Source organism: Bacillus sp. B15-48, assembly GCF_016879755.1.
Lineage (GTDB): Bacteria > Bacillota > Bacilli > Bacillales > Cytobacillaceae > Mesobacillus_B.
In genome coordinates, this window is sequence record NZ_WOFU01000002.1 from 119,040 (window position 1) to 134,522 (window position 15,483).

Genomic DNA, 15,483 nt, shown 5'->3' on the forward strand with positions numbered 1-15,483 from the left:
TTTGAGCGACTTTTAATCAATAATTCTTTCAATAATTGTCGCATTAGCCATCCCGTTTCCTTCACAAATCGCTTGAAGGCCAAATCGACTTCCGGTTCTTTCCATTTCATGAATCATGGTAATCATTACTCTCGCGCCACTTGCCCCTAATGGATGACCAAGAGCAATCGCCCCACCGTTTGGATTTAACTTCGCAGGATCCGCTTGAATCTCTTCCAGCCAAGCCATCGGAACTGGCGCAAATGCTTCGTTTACTTCAAAAATATCAATATCGGAAACTTCTAAATTTGCTTTCTTAAGCACTTGCTTTGTCGCCTCAATTGGCCCTGTTAACATCAATGTCGGATCAGAGCCTACAACTGTCCGGGCAAGTACTTTAAAACGAGGTTTAAGCCCTAATTGTAGTGCTTTTTCTTTTGACATCAGCAACAACACCGCTGCTCCATCACTCATCTGACTTGCATTTCCCGCATGGATAATACCGTTTTCAATAAATGCAGGTTTTAGACTTCCAAGCTTTTCAAGCGTCGTATCTGCGCGAGGACCTTCATCTTGTGTAATCACCTTTTTTGTCCCATCATCCAATGTCACTTCAATTGACATAATTTCACGATCGAATCGACCCTCTTCTTGTGCTTTTAGAGCTCTTCTATGACTTTCGAGTGAGTATTCATCTGCTTGTTCACGGGTAATTCCCCATTTTTCACCAATTCGCTCTGCTGATAATCCTTGATGAATAATTTCGTGTTGAGAGGTGAGTTTTTCACTCCATGTAGTCCCTGTAAAGTTTGACAACATCGGAACTCTCGTCATACTCTCCACACCACCGGCAATCACAATATCCATATCCCCACTTAAAATGGCTTGGGCCGCAAAATGAACCGCTTGTTGACTGGAGCCACATTGGCGATCGATTGTCGTTCCTGGAACATGGACAGGGAACCCAGCTGTAAGTGCAGCTGTACGAGCAATATTGACTCCCTGTTCCCCGACCTGGGTAACACAGCCTAAAATAACATCCTCTATTAAATCAGGAGATACTCCTGCCCGATTCACCAATTCTCTTAATACATCAGCGGCTAAATCATCCGGGCGGAAATTACTAAATACACCTTTTCTTCTCCCAACAGGAGTACGAACCGCTTCCACTATTACTACTTCTCGCATAACTTTTCCTCCTAGCTATTAATTAAGATGAACCAGTCACTTTTAATTAATGCAATATCAGTGCCAACTTTTTAAATTTTTTAAATTTTTTTAAAATTATTTTAAAACCTACTGATATTTCACGCTTTAAACCAGTTTTTATATGTATATATGCCAAAGAAAACTTTCAATAAAAATTGACCAGTTGTTTGAAAAATAGAATAGAGTTTCCATTCCTATGTTTGAAAATCAAACAATAGATAAAAATTGATGTACCTATACCTAACAAAAAAAGCACTTAGTTGTGCTTTTTAATTTAAATGGATACGCATTTTCATTAAGTTATGTTTATCTCTTGATATTTTTTTAATTTATCGTAAAGGACCGAACGACTTATTCCTAATAGTTTACATGCTTTACTTTTATTTCCTTCTGATCTTTGCAAAGCCACTTTTATCGCCATTTCTTCAGCCTTTTCTAGTAATGTTTTTTCATCGCTTTCATTCTCTTCTTCTATAAATACATTCATTTCCGTTTTCTTAAGTAATGTTTCTGGCAAATCTTCCAATTGAATGATTCCGTTTTCAGCAAAAACCATTGCTCGTTCAAATACATTACGGAGTTCCCGAACATTCCCTGGCCATTCATACTCTAACAATACCTTTTCAACTAGCGGGTCCCAGCCAACAATACTCGTTCCATTCTGTTTATTTAATTCAGAAATAAACGCATGACTTAACAACAAAATATCCTCCTTTCTTTTTCGCAGAGGAGGAATCTCAATTGAAATGACATTCAATCGATAAAATAAATCTTCTCTAAAGGTTCCTACCTCCACCATTTCCTCTAGTTTTTGATGGGTAGCTGTGATGATTCGAACATCGACAGAAATCCGGTTTGTCCCACCAACACGATAAAACTCCCTTTCTTGTAATACCCGGAGTAACTTCGCCTGTAGTTGAAGAGACATATCCCCCACCTCATCCAAAAACAGTGTCCCACCGTTAGCCATCTCAAATTTACCGATTTTTCCTTTTTGCTTCGCCCCTGTAAAGGCCCCTTCATCGTAGCCGAAAAATTCAGACTCCAATAAATGCTCAGGAATCGCTGCACAATTTACGGTTATGAAAGGACCGTGCTTTCGATTGCTTGCACTGTGAATCGCATGAGCAAAAAGTTCTTTTCCCGTTCCACTTTCTCCGCGAACCAAAATGGTTGTTTTCCCTTTTCCAGCTTTCATTCCGCTTCTGAACAATTTTTCCATTTGCGGATTATTGGAAAGGATTTCATCGAAGCTAAACCGTGATGTCTCTGAATGTTTAATTTGCATATCACTTTCCTTATTCAATTTTTCATAACTGCGAAAGCGCTCGCGAACTTCGTGCAGTTGACGGTACACAATTTTCCCGATCGCACCAATCATTTGATCCTCTTGATATACTGGTATGCGGTGGACAATATAATTAATCCCCTTCACTTCCATAAAATCACTAATATCCGCGATCCCTGTTTTAAATACTTTCGTTAATTCAAAATGCGGAAAAATCTTATCAATTGGAACATCTTCAACTGCCGTCTTTGTAAGATCAAATAATTCCACTAAGGAGGGGCTTAGGAAGGTAATGTTTCCCTTTTCATTTACCATAACTAAACCATCATAAGAATTCTCAATCACTGTTTGTAAAAGGCTTTTCCATTTTAACTGCTCTGTAAGTAATTGGGTCTTCTGTATAAAACTTTTAAGAGCATCTGATTTATCGATGACGCCAATAGGTTTCCCTTCCGTGTTTACAACAAATCCAGTCCCTACCTCACTGACAGCTATCTGTTCTTCTAATTTTACAACGGAAATATTTTCCGAAATTGTTCCTATGTCTTTCTTAATAAATTTACCGATTGGTGTTTCCATTTTTTTATTTGTTAGAAGCATCTCGTAAAGAATACTTCGTGTAAAAACACCGATTAATTTATCTGAAGCGTCAACAACAGGTAACGTATTTAGCCGGTATTTATTCATTAATAAAATTGCTTCACGAAGAGTTTGATCAGGTTGTAAGTATTCCTCTATTGGGGTCATAAAATCTTTAATTGTTTCCAAGTTGAAGTTTCCCCCTTTGCTTCTATATTAAACATCCCCTTTATTCAGTATGTTCAGAAAATAAATAATAGTCAAGCTAAAAGACTACTATCTGCCCGAAAATGTTTGAAATGACAACACTATATATCCTTCCCTGTACGGAAAACAATCAGATTTACGGAAAAGCAATGCTGCGCTTATCCCTTCCTAATCACAATATGATTTAATCTATCACCACAATCGCCTTCTTTCTTAATTCCGGCATGATTATTGCATGTTTATTAGTCAATCGAAAGTTTATAGGAGGTAAACGATGTTAAAACATAAAATAACTGTTTCTGCTCAAGCTGAAAAAGAAATTAACTGGTCAGAATTTGAATCCTACCTTAGACAGCAACTTAATCTTAGTGAAGACCCAATGGAAGTGAAACAATTTTCAGAGGGGTATTCAAACTTAACATTCCTTATTAAAGTCGGAGAGTGGGAATCAGTCATGAGGCGTCCTCCTTTCGGGAAAATCCCACCTAAAGCTCATGATGTGGAAAGAGAGTATAACTTACTAAAAGGAATTAATCCTGTTTTCCCGCTCGCACCAAAACCTTACTTATGTGAAAACAATCCGAACATTATGGATAAACCCTTTTATATAATGGAGAAAAAAAATGGCGTTGTCCTTGATGATACAATGCCTCCGGAATATGATTCCATTCCAAATATAAAGAAGTCTATTTCTGAATCGACCGTAGATACATTGGTACAGCTTCACGACATTGATTATGAGCAAGCAGGTTTACAAGAGATGGGGAGACCTGAGGGATATTTAGAAAGACAAGTACATGGATGGATTAAACGTTATCATAATAGTAAAACAGATGAAATCGGTGTTTATCGTGATATCGAAAAATGGGTTTTGGCGAATATCCCAACATCCCCTCGTGCTACCATTGTTCATAATGATTACAAGCTAAATAATATGATGCTATCCTTAAGCAATCCAGGAAAAGTAGTCGGAGTTTTCGATTGGGAATTGTCGGCCATAGGCGATCCACTCACTGATTTAGCATCTGCAGTTGCTTATTGGAAGGATGAAAATGATCCTTATACAGCCATAAATTCTGTAACAACTCTCGGTGGTTTTATTTCTAGAGAAGATTTTATCGAACGATATGCCAAGAAAAGCAATCGAGATTTATCTAATTTTAATTTTTATTTAGGCTTTGCCTACTTTAAAATTGCCGTCATCTTACAGCAAATTTATTATCGTTGGAAAGAAGGGCATCTTTCAGATGATCGATTTAGCACCCTAAATGAAGGGATTCGTAACTTAATGACTTTGTCCCATAATGTGATTTTTTCAAATAAAAGATAGGAAAGGACCTAGTATGACCAGAATCCATGTATTGACGCAAAAGGAATTCATTGACCCTACGAAACTTAGAAACTGTATTGTTGTTGTTTTTGATGTTATGTTGGCAACAACGACGATTACGACCCTTTTACAATATGGCGCAAAGAAAGTAATTCCCGTTTTAAACGCCGAAGAGGCTTTACAATTGAGCGAAAATTTAAATATTGATAAAAATTCAGTCATTTTATCTGGAGAAGTAAAAGGACAGTCACTTGAAAACTTTAAGTATCCTTGTCCATTAGAACTAATCGAATCGAATGTTGAAGGAAAAACGGTAATCTTATCTACCACAAATGGAACAGTGGCGTTAAAGAAATCACTTAATGCTTCTCTTGTATATGCATCAAGTTTATTAAATGGGAAGTATGTCGCTCAAAACCTTTTACAAGCACATAAAGAGCAATCCATTCTCCTCGTCTGTTCCGGGAATCATGGTGGGTTTTCAATGGAGGATTTCATCGGCGCTGGCCATTTCATCCATCATTTGCAGAAGTTGTCAGGAAATGAATTTGAATTATCAGATTCAGCGATAGTAGCGCTTAAATTTTACGAGAATTGTCATGATGAGGCTCTGCAAGACTATTTTCTCAGCTCGCATACTGGTAAATTGTTAACAACTTTAGGATATAAACGATCCATTTATCATTCTGTACAACGAGATCTTTATCGGGTTGTTCCCGTCTTGAGAAATGGTGACTATCCTTATTTAGAATTGGACCAAGTAGGAATCACCATTCATGAAGGTCACCAAAAGCTGAGTAATTCATAAGAAAAGCGCAAGCGCCTTGCTCAGGGGCTGGAGCTAGACAGTTCTAACTTCTAAAATTTACACTTTCTTTTCTAGTAAAAAATATTTGCAACCCGTGTGATAAACGGAGGAGGATAATAAATGAGATTTCTTTTTCTTTCACTATTTTTGGCCATCCTTTTCGTCGGAGGCTATTTCACCCAAGATAGTGAAGCGTAGTACCAAAATTGTTTTACAGAATCAATTCAGGCTGTCGAGAATAACTCGACAGCCTGAAAGACTCTTATTTAATTAATTATTAAGACTCTAAATCACGTTTTTTATAGCCAATCATTCCGCTGGCAATCAGGGCAACGGCGATTATACTAAGAAAGAAAAGGGGCCTTAATGTCACTTCCTCTACTGGAGCTTGTGCTACATGACCAAAAGGAGAAAGTTTTCCTACCCAATCTGGAAATTGAAATAAACCACCAAAATAGATGACGATGAAAGAATAAAATACATAAAGCCAAATGATATTAGTCCATCTAGGTACAAAGCCAATCAATACAACTGCGACACCAATCATCACAAGTATAGCCGGATAATATGCCATCATTGCGCTAAAAATGGTTCCAAACCTTATCCCTTCATCCATCACAGCATTTCCTGCTGACCAAAGTCCTAAAGCCCCAAGTAAAACCATCACAAATCCATTTACAACGGAGATGAGCAAATATCCGCCAATTAACTCTGTCCGTGAAACAGCCCTACTTAATAGATGCTCCAAACGACCTTTCTTCTCTTCTGCTCGAAGCTTATTGATCGCCATAATCGGAGGAATCACCCCAATAAGGGTCATCACTATAATTAACATCGGGAGAAACTGTTCAGTAATGGAAACCCCCTCGGCTTGGACTAGCAATTGTGAATACAGTTCATTATCACTAATAAACGCTTCTAAATCCCCCAAAACAGATCCGTAAGATGCACCTAGCACGAACATACCTATTCCCCAAGCAATTATTCCCGTACGCTGAAGTCGTAGTGAAAGTGCAAGTGGACTTTGTAAAAAAAGGGATGCATATTTCCTACCGGGTCTTGCAGCGAAAAAGCCACTTTCTAGATCGCGAATCGCATTAAAAAAATTTGCGAGAATAAATAAGAGAAAAGAACCTATTGTCAATAAAAGGATCGGCCACCAATTATTATTCCAATATACTTCCGCCTTCGTTACCCAACCTAATGGCGAAATCCATGAAAGTGCTTCATTGCTAACATCAGTCATTCCACGAACAAGATAAGCTAAAAGTAAAAACGAAATGGATAATCCAATCGTTCCTCGTGAACTTTGCGAAAGTTGTGCAAAAATGGCAGTGATCCCTGCAAAAAAGAGCAGGGTAGCCCCTAGAGAAGCTCCGTATAACATTGATCCCTCTAGATTCATACTCTCGATTCCAAGTGCATATAAACCGAATCCATTGATAAGAGCTAAAAGGACACTCGTTCCTGTGATTACAAGCAATGTTGCATTAAGGTAGGAAAGTCGGCCAACTGGAAAGGAACGAATCATTTCAAGGCGTCCATCTTCCTCATCAGCTCTCGTGTGCCGGGCAACAAGTAAAATAGCCATCAGCCCGACGATGACAGCTGTCATTAATAGCATTTGATGGGCAGTCATCGCACCAATCGTGTAATCATCTAAGTTTCCTGGTCCTACCATTGCTGTCATTGCTGGATTGGCCATTGTTTCCGCTAACCCTGCTGTTTCGCCTGCTGAATCAGAACCATATAATTCATCAAATGCAATTGGTACGATGATTGTAAAGAACGTTAATCCAAATAACCACAGTGGAATTCGGATACGATCAAGGCGGAGAATAAAATAGGAAAGTCGAGCGGTTTTGGATAATAACGTTTTATCCATTCGTTCTTCCCCCCACTTCAGGACTCCCTTCCTTCCCCTTTCCTTCATAATGCCGCATAAATAAATCTTCTAATGTTGGTGGAGCACTTTCCAACTTCATCACACCAAATTGACTTATATACGATATGACCTGATCCATTTTATCCGTATCCACTTGGAAGGAAGCTCCTTGTCCCATCCCATCAAGTTCATGAATGCCCTCGAGTTCTTCCAATGCCAAAATAGGACTTTTTGTTTCCACATGAATCTGGGTACGTGTTAAATGGCGAAGCTCGGTTAACGTCCCGGTTTCGATGATTCTCCCCTCACGAATGATGGCTACTTTATCACATAATTTTTCTACTTCAGATAAAATATGACTCGACAGCAACACACTTTTCCCTTGGTTTTTTTCTTCCATCACATATTCCTGAAAAACTTGTTCCATCAATGGATCTAAGCCTGAAGTTGGTTCATCTAATATGTATAGGTCAGCATCCGAAGAAAAGGCAGCGATTAATGCCACCTTTTGCCGGTTCCCCTTAGAGTATGTACGACATTTCTTCGTTGGATCAAAATCGAAACGCTTAATTAACTCCTCACGTTTGCTTTTATGATTTGTTCCTCGTAATTTAACAAATAGATCAATTACTTCTCCACCAGTCAAATTAGGCCATAAGTTCACATCCCCTGGTACGTAAGCGAGGCGTTTATGAATTTCAACTGCATCATCCCAAGCGTCCTTTCCAAAGATTTTCACTTCTCCTTCCGACGCCTTTAAAATGCCGAGCAACACACGAAGCGTCGTTGATTTCCCTGCACCATTTGGTCCGATAAACCCAAATATTTCTCCACTATTTACCTCCAAGTTGACACCATCTAAAGCGAGAAACGAACCGAACCTTTTCGTCAAATTCGATACTTTTAATACATTCATCATCAAACCTCCTCGTTTTATAAAAACATCAACCATGTAATAGGGAAAAGCAGGGATTTCAAATTGTTCCTATCGTCGAACCTTGTTCTTACTACTCAAATAATGGACTGACTGCTTTTTCGTTATGAACGCGATCAATCGCTTCTACTAGCAATGGAGCAACAGAAATCTTTGTTACTTTTTTACAATCCTTCTCTTTCGGTAGCTCAATTGTATTTGTTACGACCAATTCTTTGATTGGTGACGATTCAATTTTATAAATGGCCTCACCGGTAAAAACAGCATGTGTAATTCCTGCGTAGATTGATTTTGCACCATAGTCAGCCAAAGCTTTTGCTGCTAATGTGATGGTATTCCCAGTATCGATTAAGTCATCAATGATAATGGCGGTTTTTCCTTGTACGTTTCCGATTACATTTAGGGTTTCAATCCCATCTTCCTCAAGGGTTCTTTTATCAACAAGGGCTAATGGTGCATGCAAAAAGTTCGCCATTTTTCTTGCGCGGCCAATGCTTCCATTATGCGGTGCAACTACAACAATATCTTCCAACCCCTTGTTCGCGAAATATTCAGAGAGGATTGGCACACCGATAAGATGTTCTACTGGAATATCGAAAAATCCTTGCGTTTGAGCTGTATGGAGATCGATTGATATAACTCTAGTCGCTCCTGCTGCAACTAATAAATTCGCCACTAATTTCGCGGTTATTGGTTCCCGGGATCTAGCCTTTCGATCTTGGCGTCCATATCCATAATACGGGATAACAACATTGATTTTACTTGCAGACGCCCGTTTTAACGAATCAATCATAATTAAAAGTTCCAGAATATGTTCATTAACAGGATCAGAAGTTGATTGGACGATATACACCTCACTTCCCCGTACACTTTCTTCAATATGAATTCGTATTTCCCCGTCACTGAATTTAGAAACAGAGCATTTACCTAACTCACAACCCAATAATCCAGCCATTTCTTTTGCAAGTGTTTGATTTGAATTTAATGCAAACATTTTAAACCTTGTTTTTAATTTATACGCCACCTTAAGTCCCCCACAATGTAAATTTCAATTTGAATTTCAATTTAAGTTTTTCCAATAAGCATTTCAATTATCTAATTTTACTATAACCATTAATAGAATGGTAGGGCGCCGCGGGAAATAACTAAACTTCAATCCTTCCCTAACAAGCAAGGATAGAGAGGATTTTTGCGAAATGAGCAGTAAAAAAACTCCCCTCAAGTTTGAGAAGAGCCCATATAGTCAGGAAGTCCCGATCATTAACCACCCATCTTTTATATAAATTTTGTATATTGTATATTCGTCTACCTTTACTGTAACAGGAGCGCTGGTTTCCAGGACTAAATCGATTTTTTCTTGAATGCCTATGTATTCATCTAGAAATATTTCCTTAATCATCTCTGCATAGGCTGGCAAGACGGAATAATGTCCTGAAGTGATATGAGCAATTGTTTCACCTTCTTTTGTCATTGCGAAAACATCACTATATTCGATTCCATATAGTTTTGCTCCATATTTTCCTGCCAATATGATTAATTTTCTTAAATTAGGAAACTTCTCGTCATCCATAATTAAAATATACTCATAGCCGTCAATTATGATTTTTGCTTCATCATGCGCACGAGTAAGTGTTTCTACTTGGGTACGATTGTTTTCAATCGATTGACTACTTCTATCAACCATTCGCTTTTCCTTCAAATCTTTATTACCAAGGGGACTTTCTCCTTTTTCTTGCTTTTGAACAGAAGAATTCGCGTCAATTGTAGTGGCTCTCACATTGATATCAACTGGTTGATCCGCATCTACATGGCTTTGGGAAGCTTGAAAATGGATTGTACTAGTAACTAAAAAGACAACTACCATAAAAATAGGTATTAATAACTTCTGTAACAATCTTTATCCCCCCCTAAATATCCCTATATATATTAGACGAATAAAGTTCAGATTTGTTTCAACATTTTCCAGCCTTGATTCTAAATATTACAACAAAGCATTATGAGAAAGGGAATTCAAAAGAATTCCGCAAAAAAAAACCTCTATGAGAGGCTCTTTGCCTTAATAGAGGTTGTTTTTTATTAAGCTCGCTTTTATTAAAGATTAAGCTCCCTTTTGCTGTAATTGCTCAACAGCGATCTTCTTAGGAATTTTTACTAATTTAGCCATTCCAATCGCTACGATACAAATAACGCCTGCTAATAAAAAGGCTTGGTTAAATGGAAGAACCTTTACGACAAACGGACCAACAAAAGCAGACAAACCGTACGCTTGGTACATGAATCCATAGTTCATTCCCATGTTTTTCGTTCCATAATAATCAGCAGTTAATGAAGGGAAAATCGCTAAAAAGCCACCAAAGCAAAAGCCAATTAACGAAACACAGACTAGAAACAACGGATAATTCATTGGACCAATGCTCATATAGAACATCATCAGTGCTGTTACGCTGTAAATAATCATCAACGTATTTTTACGACCGTAACGATCAGACAAGTTCCCTAAAATAATCCGTCCGGCTGCATTAAATAAGGCAATGACCATTACTGCATTTCCAGCTTTTTCAAGGCTAATATTTACTAAATCAACACCAATATCGACAGCAAAACTAATCACTAATAACCCGGATATGCTCCCAAATAGAAACATAAACCATAAAATATAAAATTGATAAGTTGAAAGCATTTGTTTCGGTGTGAACTGACTACCAGTATTCATCGGAGCACTTGCTTCGCTCAATGATGATTGCCCATCAGTTGGTGGGTTTCTTAACAGCTGTGCACCTGCAACGACGAACACTAAATAAATAAGGCCAATATATAAAAACGATGAAGAAACCCCTGTAAGATTGATTAAATAGTCGATAATTGGTTTGTAGATGAGTCCACCTAATCCAAAGCCTGCTACAGCCATCCCACTAATAAATCCTCTTTTATCAGGAAACCACTTAACACATGCAGACAGCGGACAAACATATGTCATCCCAATTCCTATTCCGCCGATGACCCCGTAAAAGAAATATAATTGAAATAAAGTCGTTGCTTGGCTTGCCATCATGACGCCAACCCCAAGGAGCAATCCGCCAACAGTTGCTACCAATCTAGGACCCAATTGATCTTGAAGTCTGCCTGCGAAAATCGTGACGAAGGCAAAAACGGCAATAGTAATAGAAAACGTTACAACAACATCTTCTCTTGACCAGCCAAATTTATCCATTAGTGGCTGGTTAAATAAACTCCATGCGTACACGGCACCTAAATTCATTTGAATAATCACTGCGCCTAATACGACTAACCATCGATTCATGTGAAAACCTCCTTAAAACCTTAAGCTATTTAGTTGAAAAAATAATCAAAAAAAGAGACCAACGGTGATGTTTTTTAACATCAGCGTTGGTCTCTTTTACACTCACACTCTGTGCGTTTATAGAAGCAACCATATTTTAACATTCCAACATACAATCAATAAGATCTGATTTCTTCTCTCCTTGTCACGTGACATTGATAAAAGCGATCAGCATTGTTGCTTATTATATGACACACTCATTTCTATGTCAATTCTACAATCAAGATTTTCATTCTTTTTTCTAAAGGAAGTTTTTATCATAATCAGATTGTAATTTAAATACCATTAAACGTTCACCTGTTTGAGTACTTATATCTGTATGGAAACTTTTCACTTCTCCCCCGGTGATGGAATGAATCATTTCCTTTAATTCATTCACCCCCGATTCAACTAACTCCGACCGAATTTTCTTGATGGATAATACTCCTTCTTTTGTTTGACAAACGGTATGTTCTGCTGGAGAAAGAACCCCCTTTAAAGTGACTATAATCATATCCCGCAAAATGTCAGATTTCACAGATACTGAACCTCGACCGAGGAAGTCCTTCTCCCATTGAGTAATTGCCTTACTAATTTCTGCTTCAATAAAACCTTTTGACTTCTCCATAACGACCTCTCTAATGACAAATTAACACATATCTTACAGTTTACCATGTCTAATTGGAATATACTCATTGACTTTGTATTTATTTTTAAGTTAAGAATACAAAGCGACTCCAACTAGCCCAGATAAAATTATGACAAAGACCGGATGCCAATTTAGCTTTGTAAGTGCGAATAGAGAAAGCGTAAAAATAACCAGTAAACTTCCCATGTGAAGAGAGGGTGTAAATGAAAGAACATCATTTGTAAGGGCAAATTTAATCGCGGCATAAATAATTAATCCAGTTACTACTGGCCGCAACCCATAGAACATTGATTGTACTGTTTGGTTTGAACTAAATCGGTAAAAAAAGGTAGCAATTAATAAGATCAAAAATAAAGATGGCAGGACCATCCCTAATGCTGATACAACTGCACCAAGCAATCCTGCTGTCGTGTAACCAACAATTACCGCACTATTTGTAGCAATTGGACCTGGGGACATTCCTGCAATTGCAATTACGTCCGTTAATTCCTGTGTAGTCATCCAGCCATGCTTGGATACTTCCATTTCAATTACCGGAATCATCGCGTAGCCCCCACCGAACGAGACAAACCCAATCATTAAAAATGTGTAAAACAACTGCCAAAGTATCACGATATCCCCCCTTTACCCTATCATTTTGCTTTTCTTTTTCTGCTCCTCTTCTTTCCTGCTATTCATAAAACCTAGTTTTCTCTTTAACTTAACTAAAACAATTCCTAAAAACCCACCACTAAGGATTACTAAGACCGGGTGAACATGAATAAATAGCAAAAATAGAACAGTAGCAGCAACAACACCAATCGTTGTTTTGTCAATAATAGCCGTTTTGCCGATTTTTACCGCTGCATAAACAATTAATGCAACGATAGAGGATCTTATCGCGACAAAGGCAGCATCCATTTTCGGATTCCCTTGCAAGAATAGGAATATAATCGATAAAAGGATAACGATTAAAAAGGTTGGCAATAAAATCCCAATCATAGCAGCAATCGCACCCCGTACACCTGCAATTCGATGGCCAATAAATGTAGCTGAATTAATCCCAATCGCTCCAGGCACCGACTCTGCCAAAGCAAAGATATCAGCAACATCCTCGGTTTTAACCCATTTCCTTTTCACAACCACTTCTCGTTCGATCAAGGGAATCATGGCATATCCACCACCAAATGTAACAGGACCTATTTTAAGAAATGACCAAAAGATTTGAAAAAGTTGTCGCCAAGTTACTTCTTTCATAATCAACCTTCTCTCTAAACTTTTCTTCATTTTGGATAAAAGAGGAGAAAAAAATAGCTCGTTCATCATCAACTTTGTTAAAATGAATTGTTTTCCTAATTTTTCAAAATTCTTATCTTAAGCATACCATACTTTTATCCATTTTGGTAAAAAGATTTTAAATAAAATCAAAAAATAACTAGCATTACTCAAATGTCAATGCTAGTTACTTAAAATGAAAATTTTATTCTTAAACAAAATCATCAAACATGGGTTAAGACTGAAGCCATTGGGGACATTGGAAACATTAGAATGGTCTGTCGATTTGTTTGAAATAAGTTTGAAACACCTGAATTCCAGCACCAATCGCGATTCCATTTGCTCCCAAGCCGCCTTTCTTAAATTGGATGGAGTCTTTATCTTTTGAATACGTATGTTTCAATGCACTTTCGACCACCCGTTCATAATAATAGGGCGATTCGTAAATTAAAGACCCATGTAATACAACCAATTCAGGATGTAAAACATTTATCATATTGGCAATCCCAATCCCATAATAATATGCAGCTTTTTTCACAATATCTTTCGTTAATGAATCGTTTTTCTTCAACTCATTAATAAATTCATCCATTAATATGGATGGATCTATTGCATTTAAAGAAGTTGATTCATGTTTCACCCGGCTTTTATATTCATCGAGCATTGCACCAAAGGATGCATAAGTAGTCAAACAGCCTTTTCGGCCACATGTACAAAGTCTACCTTCAGCTTGAATAATAATATGACCATATGCACTTGAGTCGCCTTGCTTAGAATGGACGAATTGTCCATTGCTAATCACCCCACACCGGACCCCAAAGCCACCAATACAATAAAGGATATTTTTATATAAAAATTGATGATGAGTATACTCTGCTAATGCTGCTGTATTTGCTCCGTTTTCAACGATAATCGGGACGGAGAATGTTTCGCTTAAAATCTCTTTTACTTTTACATTTTGCCATTTCGGTGACTGGAAGGCTTCAGGATTATCAATAATCCCTTCCTGACGGTTTAGCGGCCCTACCGTTCCAACGCCAATTCCTAATAATTGCTCCAGTTCAATTTTAAAATTGGCTAAAAATGTATGAATGATTTGAATAACCTTTGAAAAGACAACTTGTGGACTTTCCTTTTTGGTCATTTGAAATGTTTCAATTTCAATAGGCTGAAAGAAAAGATCCATTAGGATTACTTTTGTCTCAATTCTCGAAATATCAATACCAATAATATAAGCAATTTTTTCATTGATTTGATAAAGAACAGGAGGGCGACCGCCGCTTGATTTCCCATACCCACTTTCTAGAATGAAATTTCTGTTCAACATTTCATCAAGCATTCTCGTTAAAGTCGTTTGCTTAATATTTGTTTCCTCAAGGAGCTCGTTTTTAGATGTCTGATGTTTTTGATGGATTAATTTATAAACTTTCTTCAACATTTGATTCCTTACAGAATCATTAGCGATAAACTCTTTAAACATTCACTCACCGTTGCCAATACTTTATAAAACTCGAAAAAACCCTTGGTTGTTGTTCAAACGTCTACCTAGTTTTTCGTTCTTCTTTTCGAGTTTTATCTTATTGCCAGTTTTGACGAAACGGCTCCCCTCCCTATTCATTTTCGTATTTTATAATCATGACGATTCCTTTGACGATCAACACCGAAAATAGCGATTGCAACCAAAAATAAAATCGATGAAAGTGCTAAAACAATTCCATTCCATTCACCATCAAAAATCGTCACATTCACAAGTGTAATCGTATGCATAATTATAATAACCATGATTAAACTTGCCGTTATTTTCAAGCAAACACACCCTTATAAAAGCTTTAATTTAATGTTACCGTATTCAAACGATGTTTCAAGAATTTTTTTCATAATAGCCAAAAAATCAACACCATAATTGGAAGGGCACTGTAAGAGTCCCTTAAATTATGCTCGGGGTTAAAACTTAGCTGTTGATTTCCGTTCCAGGCGGCTTCGCTTTCCGCGGGCAGTCCGGGAGCCTCCTCAGCGCTATTCGCGCCTGCGGGGTCTCCCTT

At 37.7% G+C, this 15,483-nt stretch carries 14 protein-coding genes; 2 read left to right on the top strand and 12 right to left on the bottom strand.

The window, feature by feature from the left end; translation table 11 throughout:
* Nucleotides 1-12 precede the first annotated feature (12 nt).
* Nucleotides 13-1,167 carry a thiolase family protein gene (locus tag GNT69_RS06040; protein ID WP_203554080.1) on the bottom strand — a complete coding sequence of 385 codons (1,155 nt, stop codon included), beginning with the start codon at nucleotides 1,165-1,167 and terminating at the stop codon, nucleotides 13-15.
* A 316-nt stretch (nucleotides 1,168-1,483) separates the two neighbouring features.
* On the bottom strand, nucleotides 1,484-3,244 hold the full coding sequence (locus GNT69_RS06045) for a sigma 54-interacting transcriptional regulator (protein ID WP_203554081.1): 1,761 nt from the start codon (nucleotides 3,242-3,244) through the stop codon (nucleotides 1,484-1,486).
* 292 nt (nucleotides 3,245-3,536) lie between these two features.
* Between GNT69_RS06045 and GNT69_RS06050 the strand changes: the two genes are divergently transcribed.
* The gene (locus GNT69_RS06050) at nucleotides 3,537-4,592 is read left to right on the top strand and encodes a phosphotransferase family protein (RefSeq protein WP_203554082.1); all 1,056 of its coding nucleotides are present in this window, start codon (nucleotides 3,537-3,539) and stop codon (nucleotides 4,590-4,592) included.
* 13 nt (nucleotides 4,593-4,605) lie between these two features.
* Nucleotides 4,606-5,400: a 2-phosphosulfolactate phosphatase gene (locus GNT69_RS06055; RefSeq protein ID WP_203554083.1), complete on the top strand. Its 795-nt coding sequence runs from the start codon at nucleotides 4,606-4,608 to the stop codon at nucleotides 5,398-5,400.
* Nucleotides 5,401-5,677: 277 nt separating this feature from the next.
* On the opposite strand, the gene GNT69_RS06060 is transcribed toward GNT69_RS06055, so the two are convergent.
* From GNT69_RS06060 to GNT69_RS06105, 10 genes are all read right to left on the bottom strand, one after another.
* Nucleotides 5,678-7,285, bottom strand: a complete 1,608-nt coding sequence (locus GNT69_RS06060) for an ABC transporter permease (RefSeq protein WP_203554084.1) — start codon at nucleotides 7,283-7,285, stop codon at nucleotides 5,678-5,680.
* Complete coding sequence (locus tag GNT69_RS06065; protein WP_203554085.1) at nucleotides 7,278-8,201, bottom strand: ABC transporter ATP-binding protein; 924 nt, start codon at nucleotides 8,199-8,201, stop codon at nucleotides 7,278-7,280. The genes GNT69_RS06060 and GNT69_RS06065 overlap by 8 nt, the downstream gene beginning before the upstream one ends.
* A gap of 91 nt (nucleotides 8,202-8,292) precedes the next feature.
* Entirely contained in the window at nucleotides 8,293-9,243 is a 951-nt protein-coding gene (locus GNT69_RS06070) for a ribose-phosphate diphosphokinase (protein WP_343206465.1), read from the bottom strand.
* A gap of 219 nt (nucleotides 9,244-9,462) precedes the next feature.
* Nucleotides 9,463-10,113, bottom strand: coding sequence for a hypothetical protein (locus GNT69_RS06075; RefSeq protein ID WP_203554086.1), 651 nt, complete (start codon nucleotides 10,111-10,113; stop codon nucleotides 9,463-9,465).
* A 204-nt stretch (nucleotides 10,114-10,317) separates the two neighbouring features.
* Nucleotides 10,318-11,520: an L-lactate MFS transporter gene (locus tag GNT69_RS06080; RefSeq protein ID WP_203554087.1), complete on the bottom strand. Its 1,203-nt coding sequence runs from the start codon at nucleotides 11,518-11,520 to the stop codon at nucleotides 10,318-10,320.
* 280 nt (nucleotides 11,521-11,800) lie between these two features.
* Nucleotides 11,801-12,166 carry a Na-translocating system protein MpsC family protein gene (locus tag GNT69_RS06085; protein ID WP_203554088.1) on the bottom strand — a complete coding sequence of 122 codons (366 nt, stop codon included), beginning with the start codon at nucleotides 12,164-12,166 and terminating at the stop codon, nucleotides 11,801-11,803.
* Between the two features lie 90 nt (nucleotides 12,167-12,256).
* The gene (locus GNT69_RS06090) at nucleotides 12,257-12,799 is read right to left on the bottom strand and encodes a chromate transporter (protein ID WP_203554089.1); all 543 of its coding nucleotides are present in this window, start codon (nucleotides 12,797-12,799) and stop codon (nucleotides 12,257-12,259) included.
* Nucleotides 12,800-12,811: 12 nt separating this feature from the next.
* Nucleotides 12,812-13,423 (bottom strand): chromate transporter, encoded by a 612-nt coding sequence (locus tag GNT69_RS06095; RefSeq protein WP_203554090.1) that lies wholly within the window; start codon nucleotides 13,421-13,423, stop codon nucleotides 12,812-12,814.
* Between the two features lie 286 nt (nucleotides 13,424-13,709).
* Nucleotides 13,710-14,921 carry an ROK family protein gene (locus GNT69_RS06100; RefSeq protein ID WP_203554091.1) on the bottom strand — a complete coding sequence of 404 codons (1,212 nt, stop codon included), beginning with the start codon at nucleotides 14,919-14,921 and terminating at the stop codon, nucleotides 13,710-13,712.
* A 134-nt stretch (nucleotides 14,922-15,055) separates the two neighbouring features.
* On the bottom strand, nucleotides 15,056-15,247 hold the full coding sequence (locus GNT69_RS06105) for a hypothetical protein (protein WP_203554915.1): 192 nt from the start codon (nucleotides 15,245-15,247) through the stop codon (nucleotides 15,056-15,058).
* Nucleotides 15,248-15,483 lie beyond the last annotated feature (236 nt).

Coding starts and splice junctions, on each gene's coding strand:
- GNT69_RS06040 (WP_203554080.1), bottom strand. CDS start 1,167: ATGCGAGAAGTAGTAATAGTGGAAGCGGTTCGTACTCCTGTTGGGAGA.
- GNT69_RS06050 (WP_203554082.1), top strand. CDS start 3,537: ATGTTAAAACATAAAATAACTGTTTCTGCTCAAGCTGAAAAAGAAATT.
- GNT69_RS06055 (WP_203554083.1), top strand. CDS start 4,606: ATGACCAGAATCCATGTATTGACGCAAAAGGAATTCATTGACCCTACG.
- GNT69_RS06060 (WP_203554084.1), bottom strand. CDS start 7,285: ATGGATAAAACGTTATTATCCAAAACCGCTCGACTTTCCTATTTTATT.
- GNT69_RS06065 (WP_203554085.1), bottom strand. CDS start 8,201: ATGAATGTATTAAAAGTATCGAATTTGACGAAAAGGTTCGGTTCGTTT.
- GNT69_RS06080 (WP_203554087.1), bottom strand. CDS start 11,520: ATGAATCGATGGTTAGTCGTATTAGGCGCAGTGATTATTCAAATGAAT.
- GNT69_RS06085 (WP_203554088.1), bottom strand. CDS start 12,166: ATGGAGAAGTCAAAAGGTTTTATTGAAGCAGAAATTAGTAAGGCAATT.
- GNT69_RS06095 (WP_203554090.1), bottom strand. CDS start 13,423: ATGAAAGAAGTAACTTGGCGACAACTTTTTCAAATCTTTTGGTCATTT.
- GNT69_RS06100 (WP_203554091.1), bottom strand. CDS start 14,921: ATGTTTAAAGAGTTTATCGCTAATGATTCTGTAAGGAATCAAATGTTG.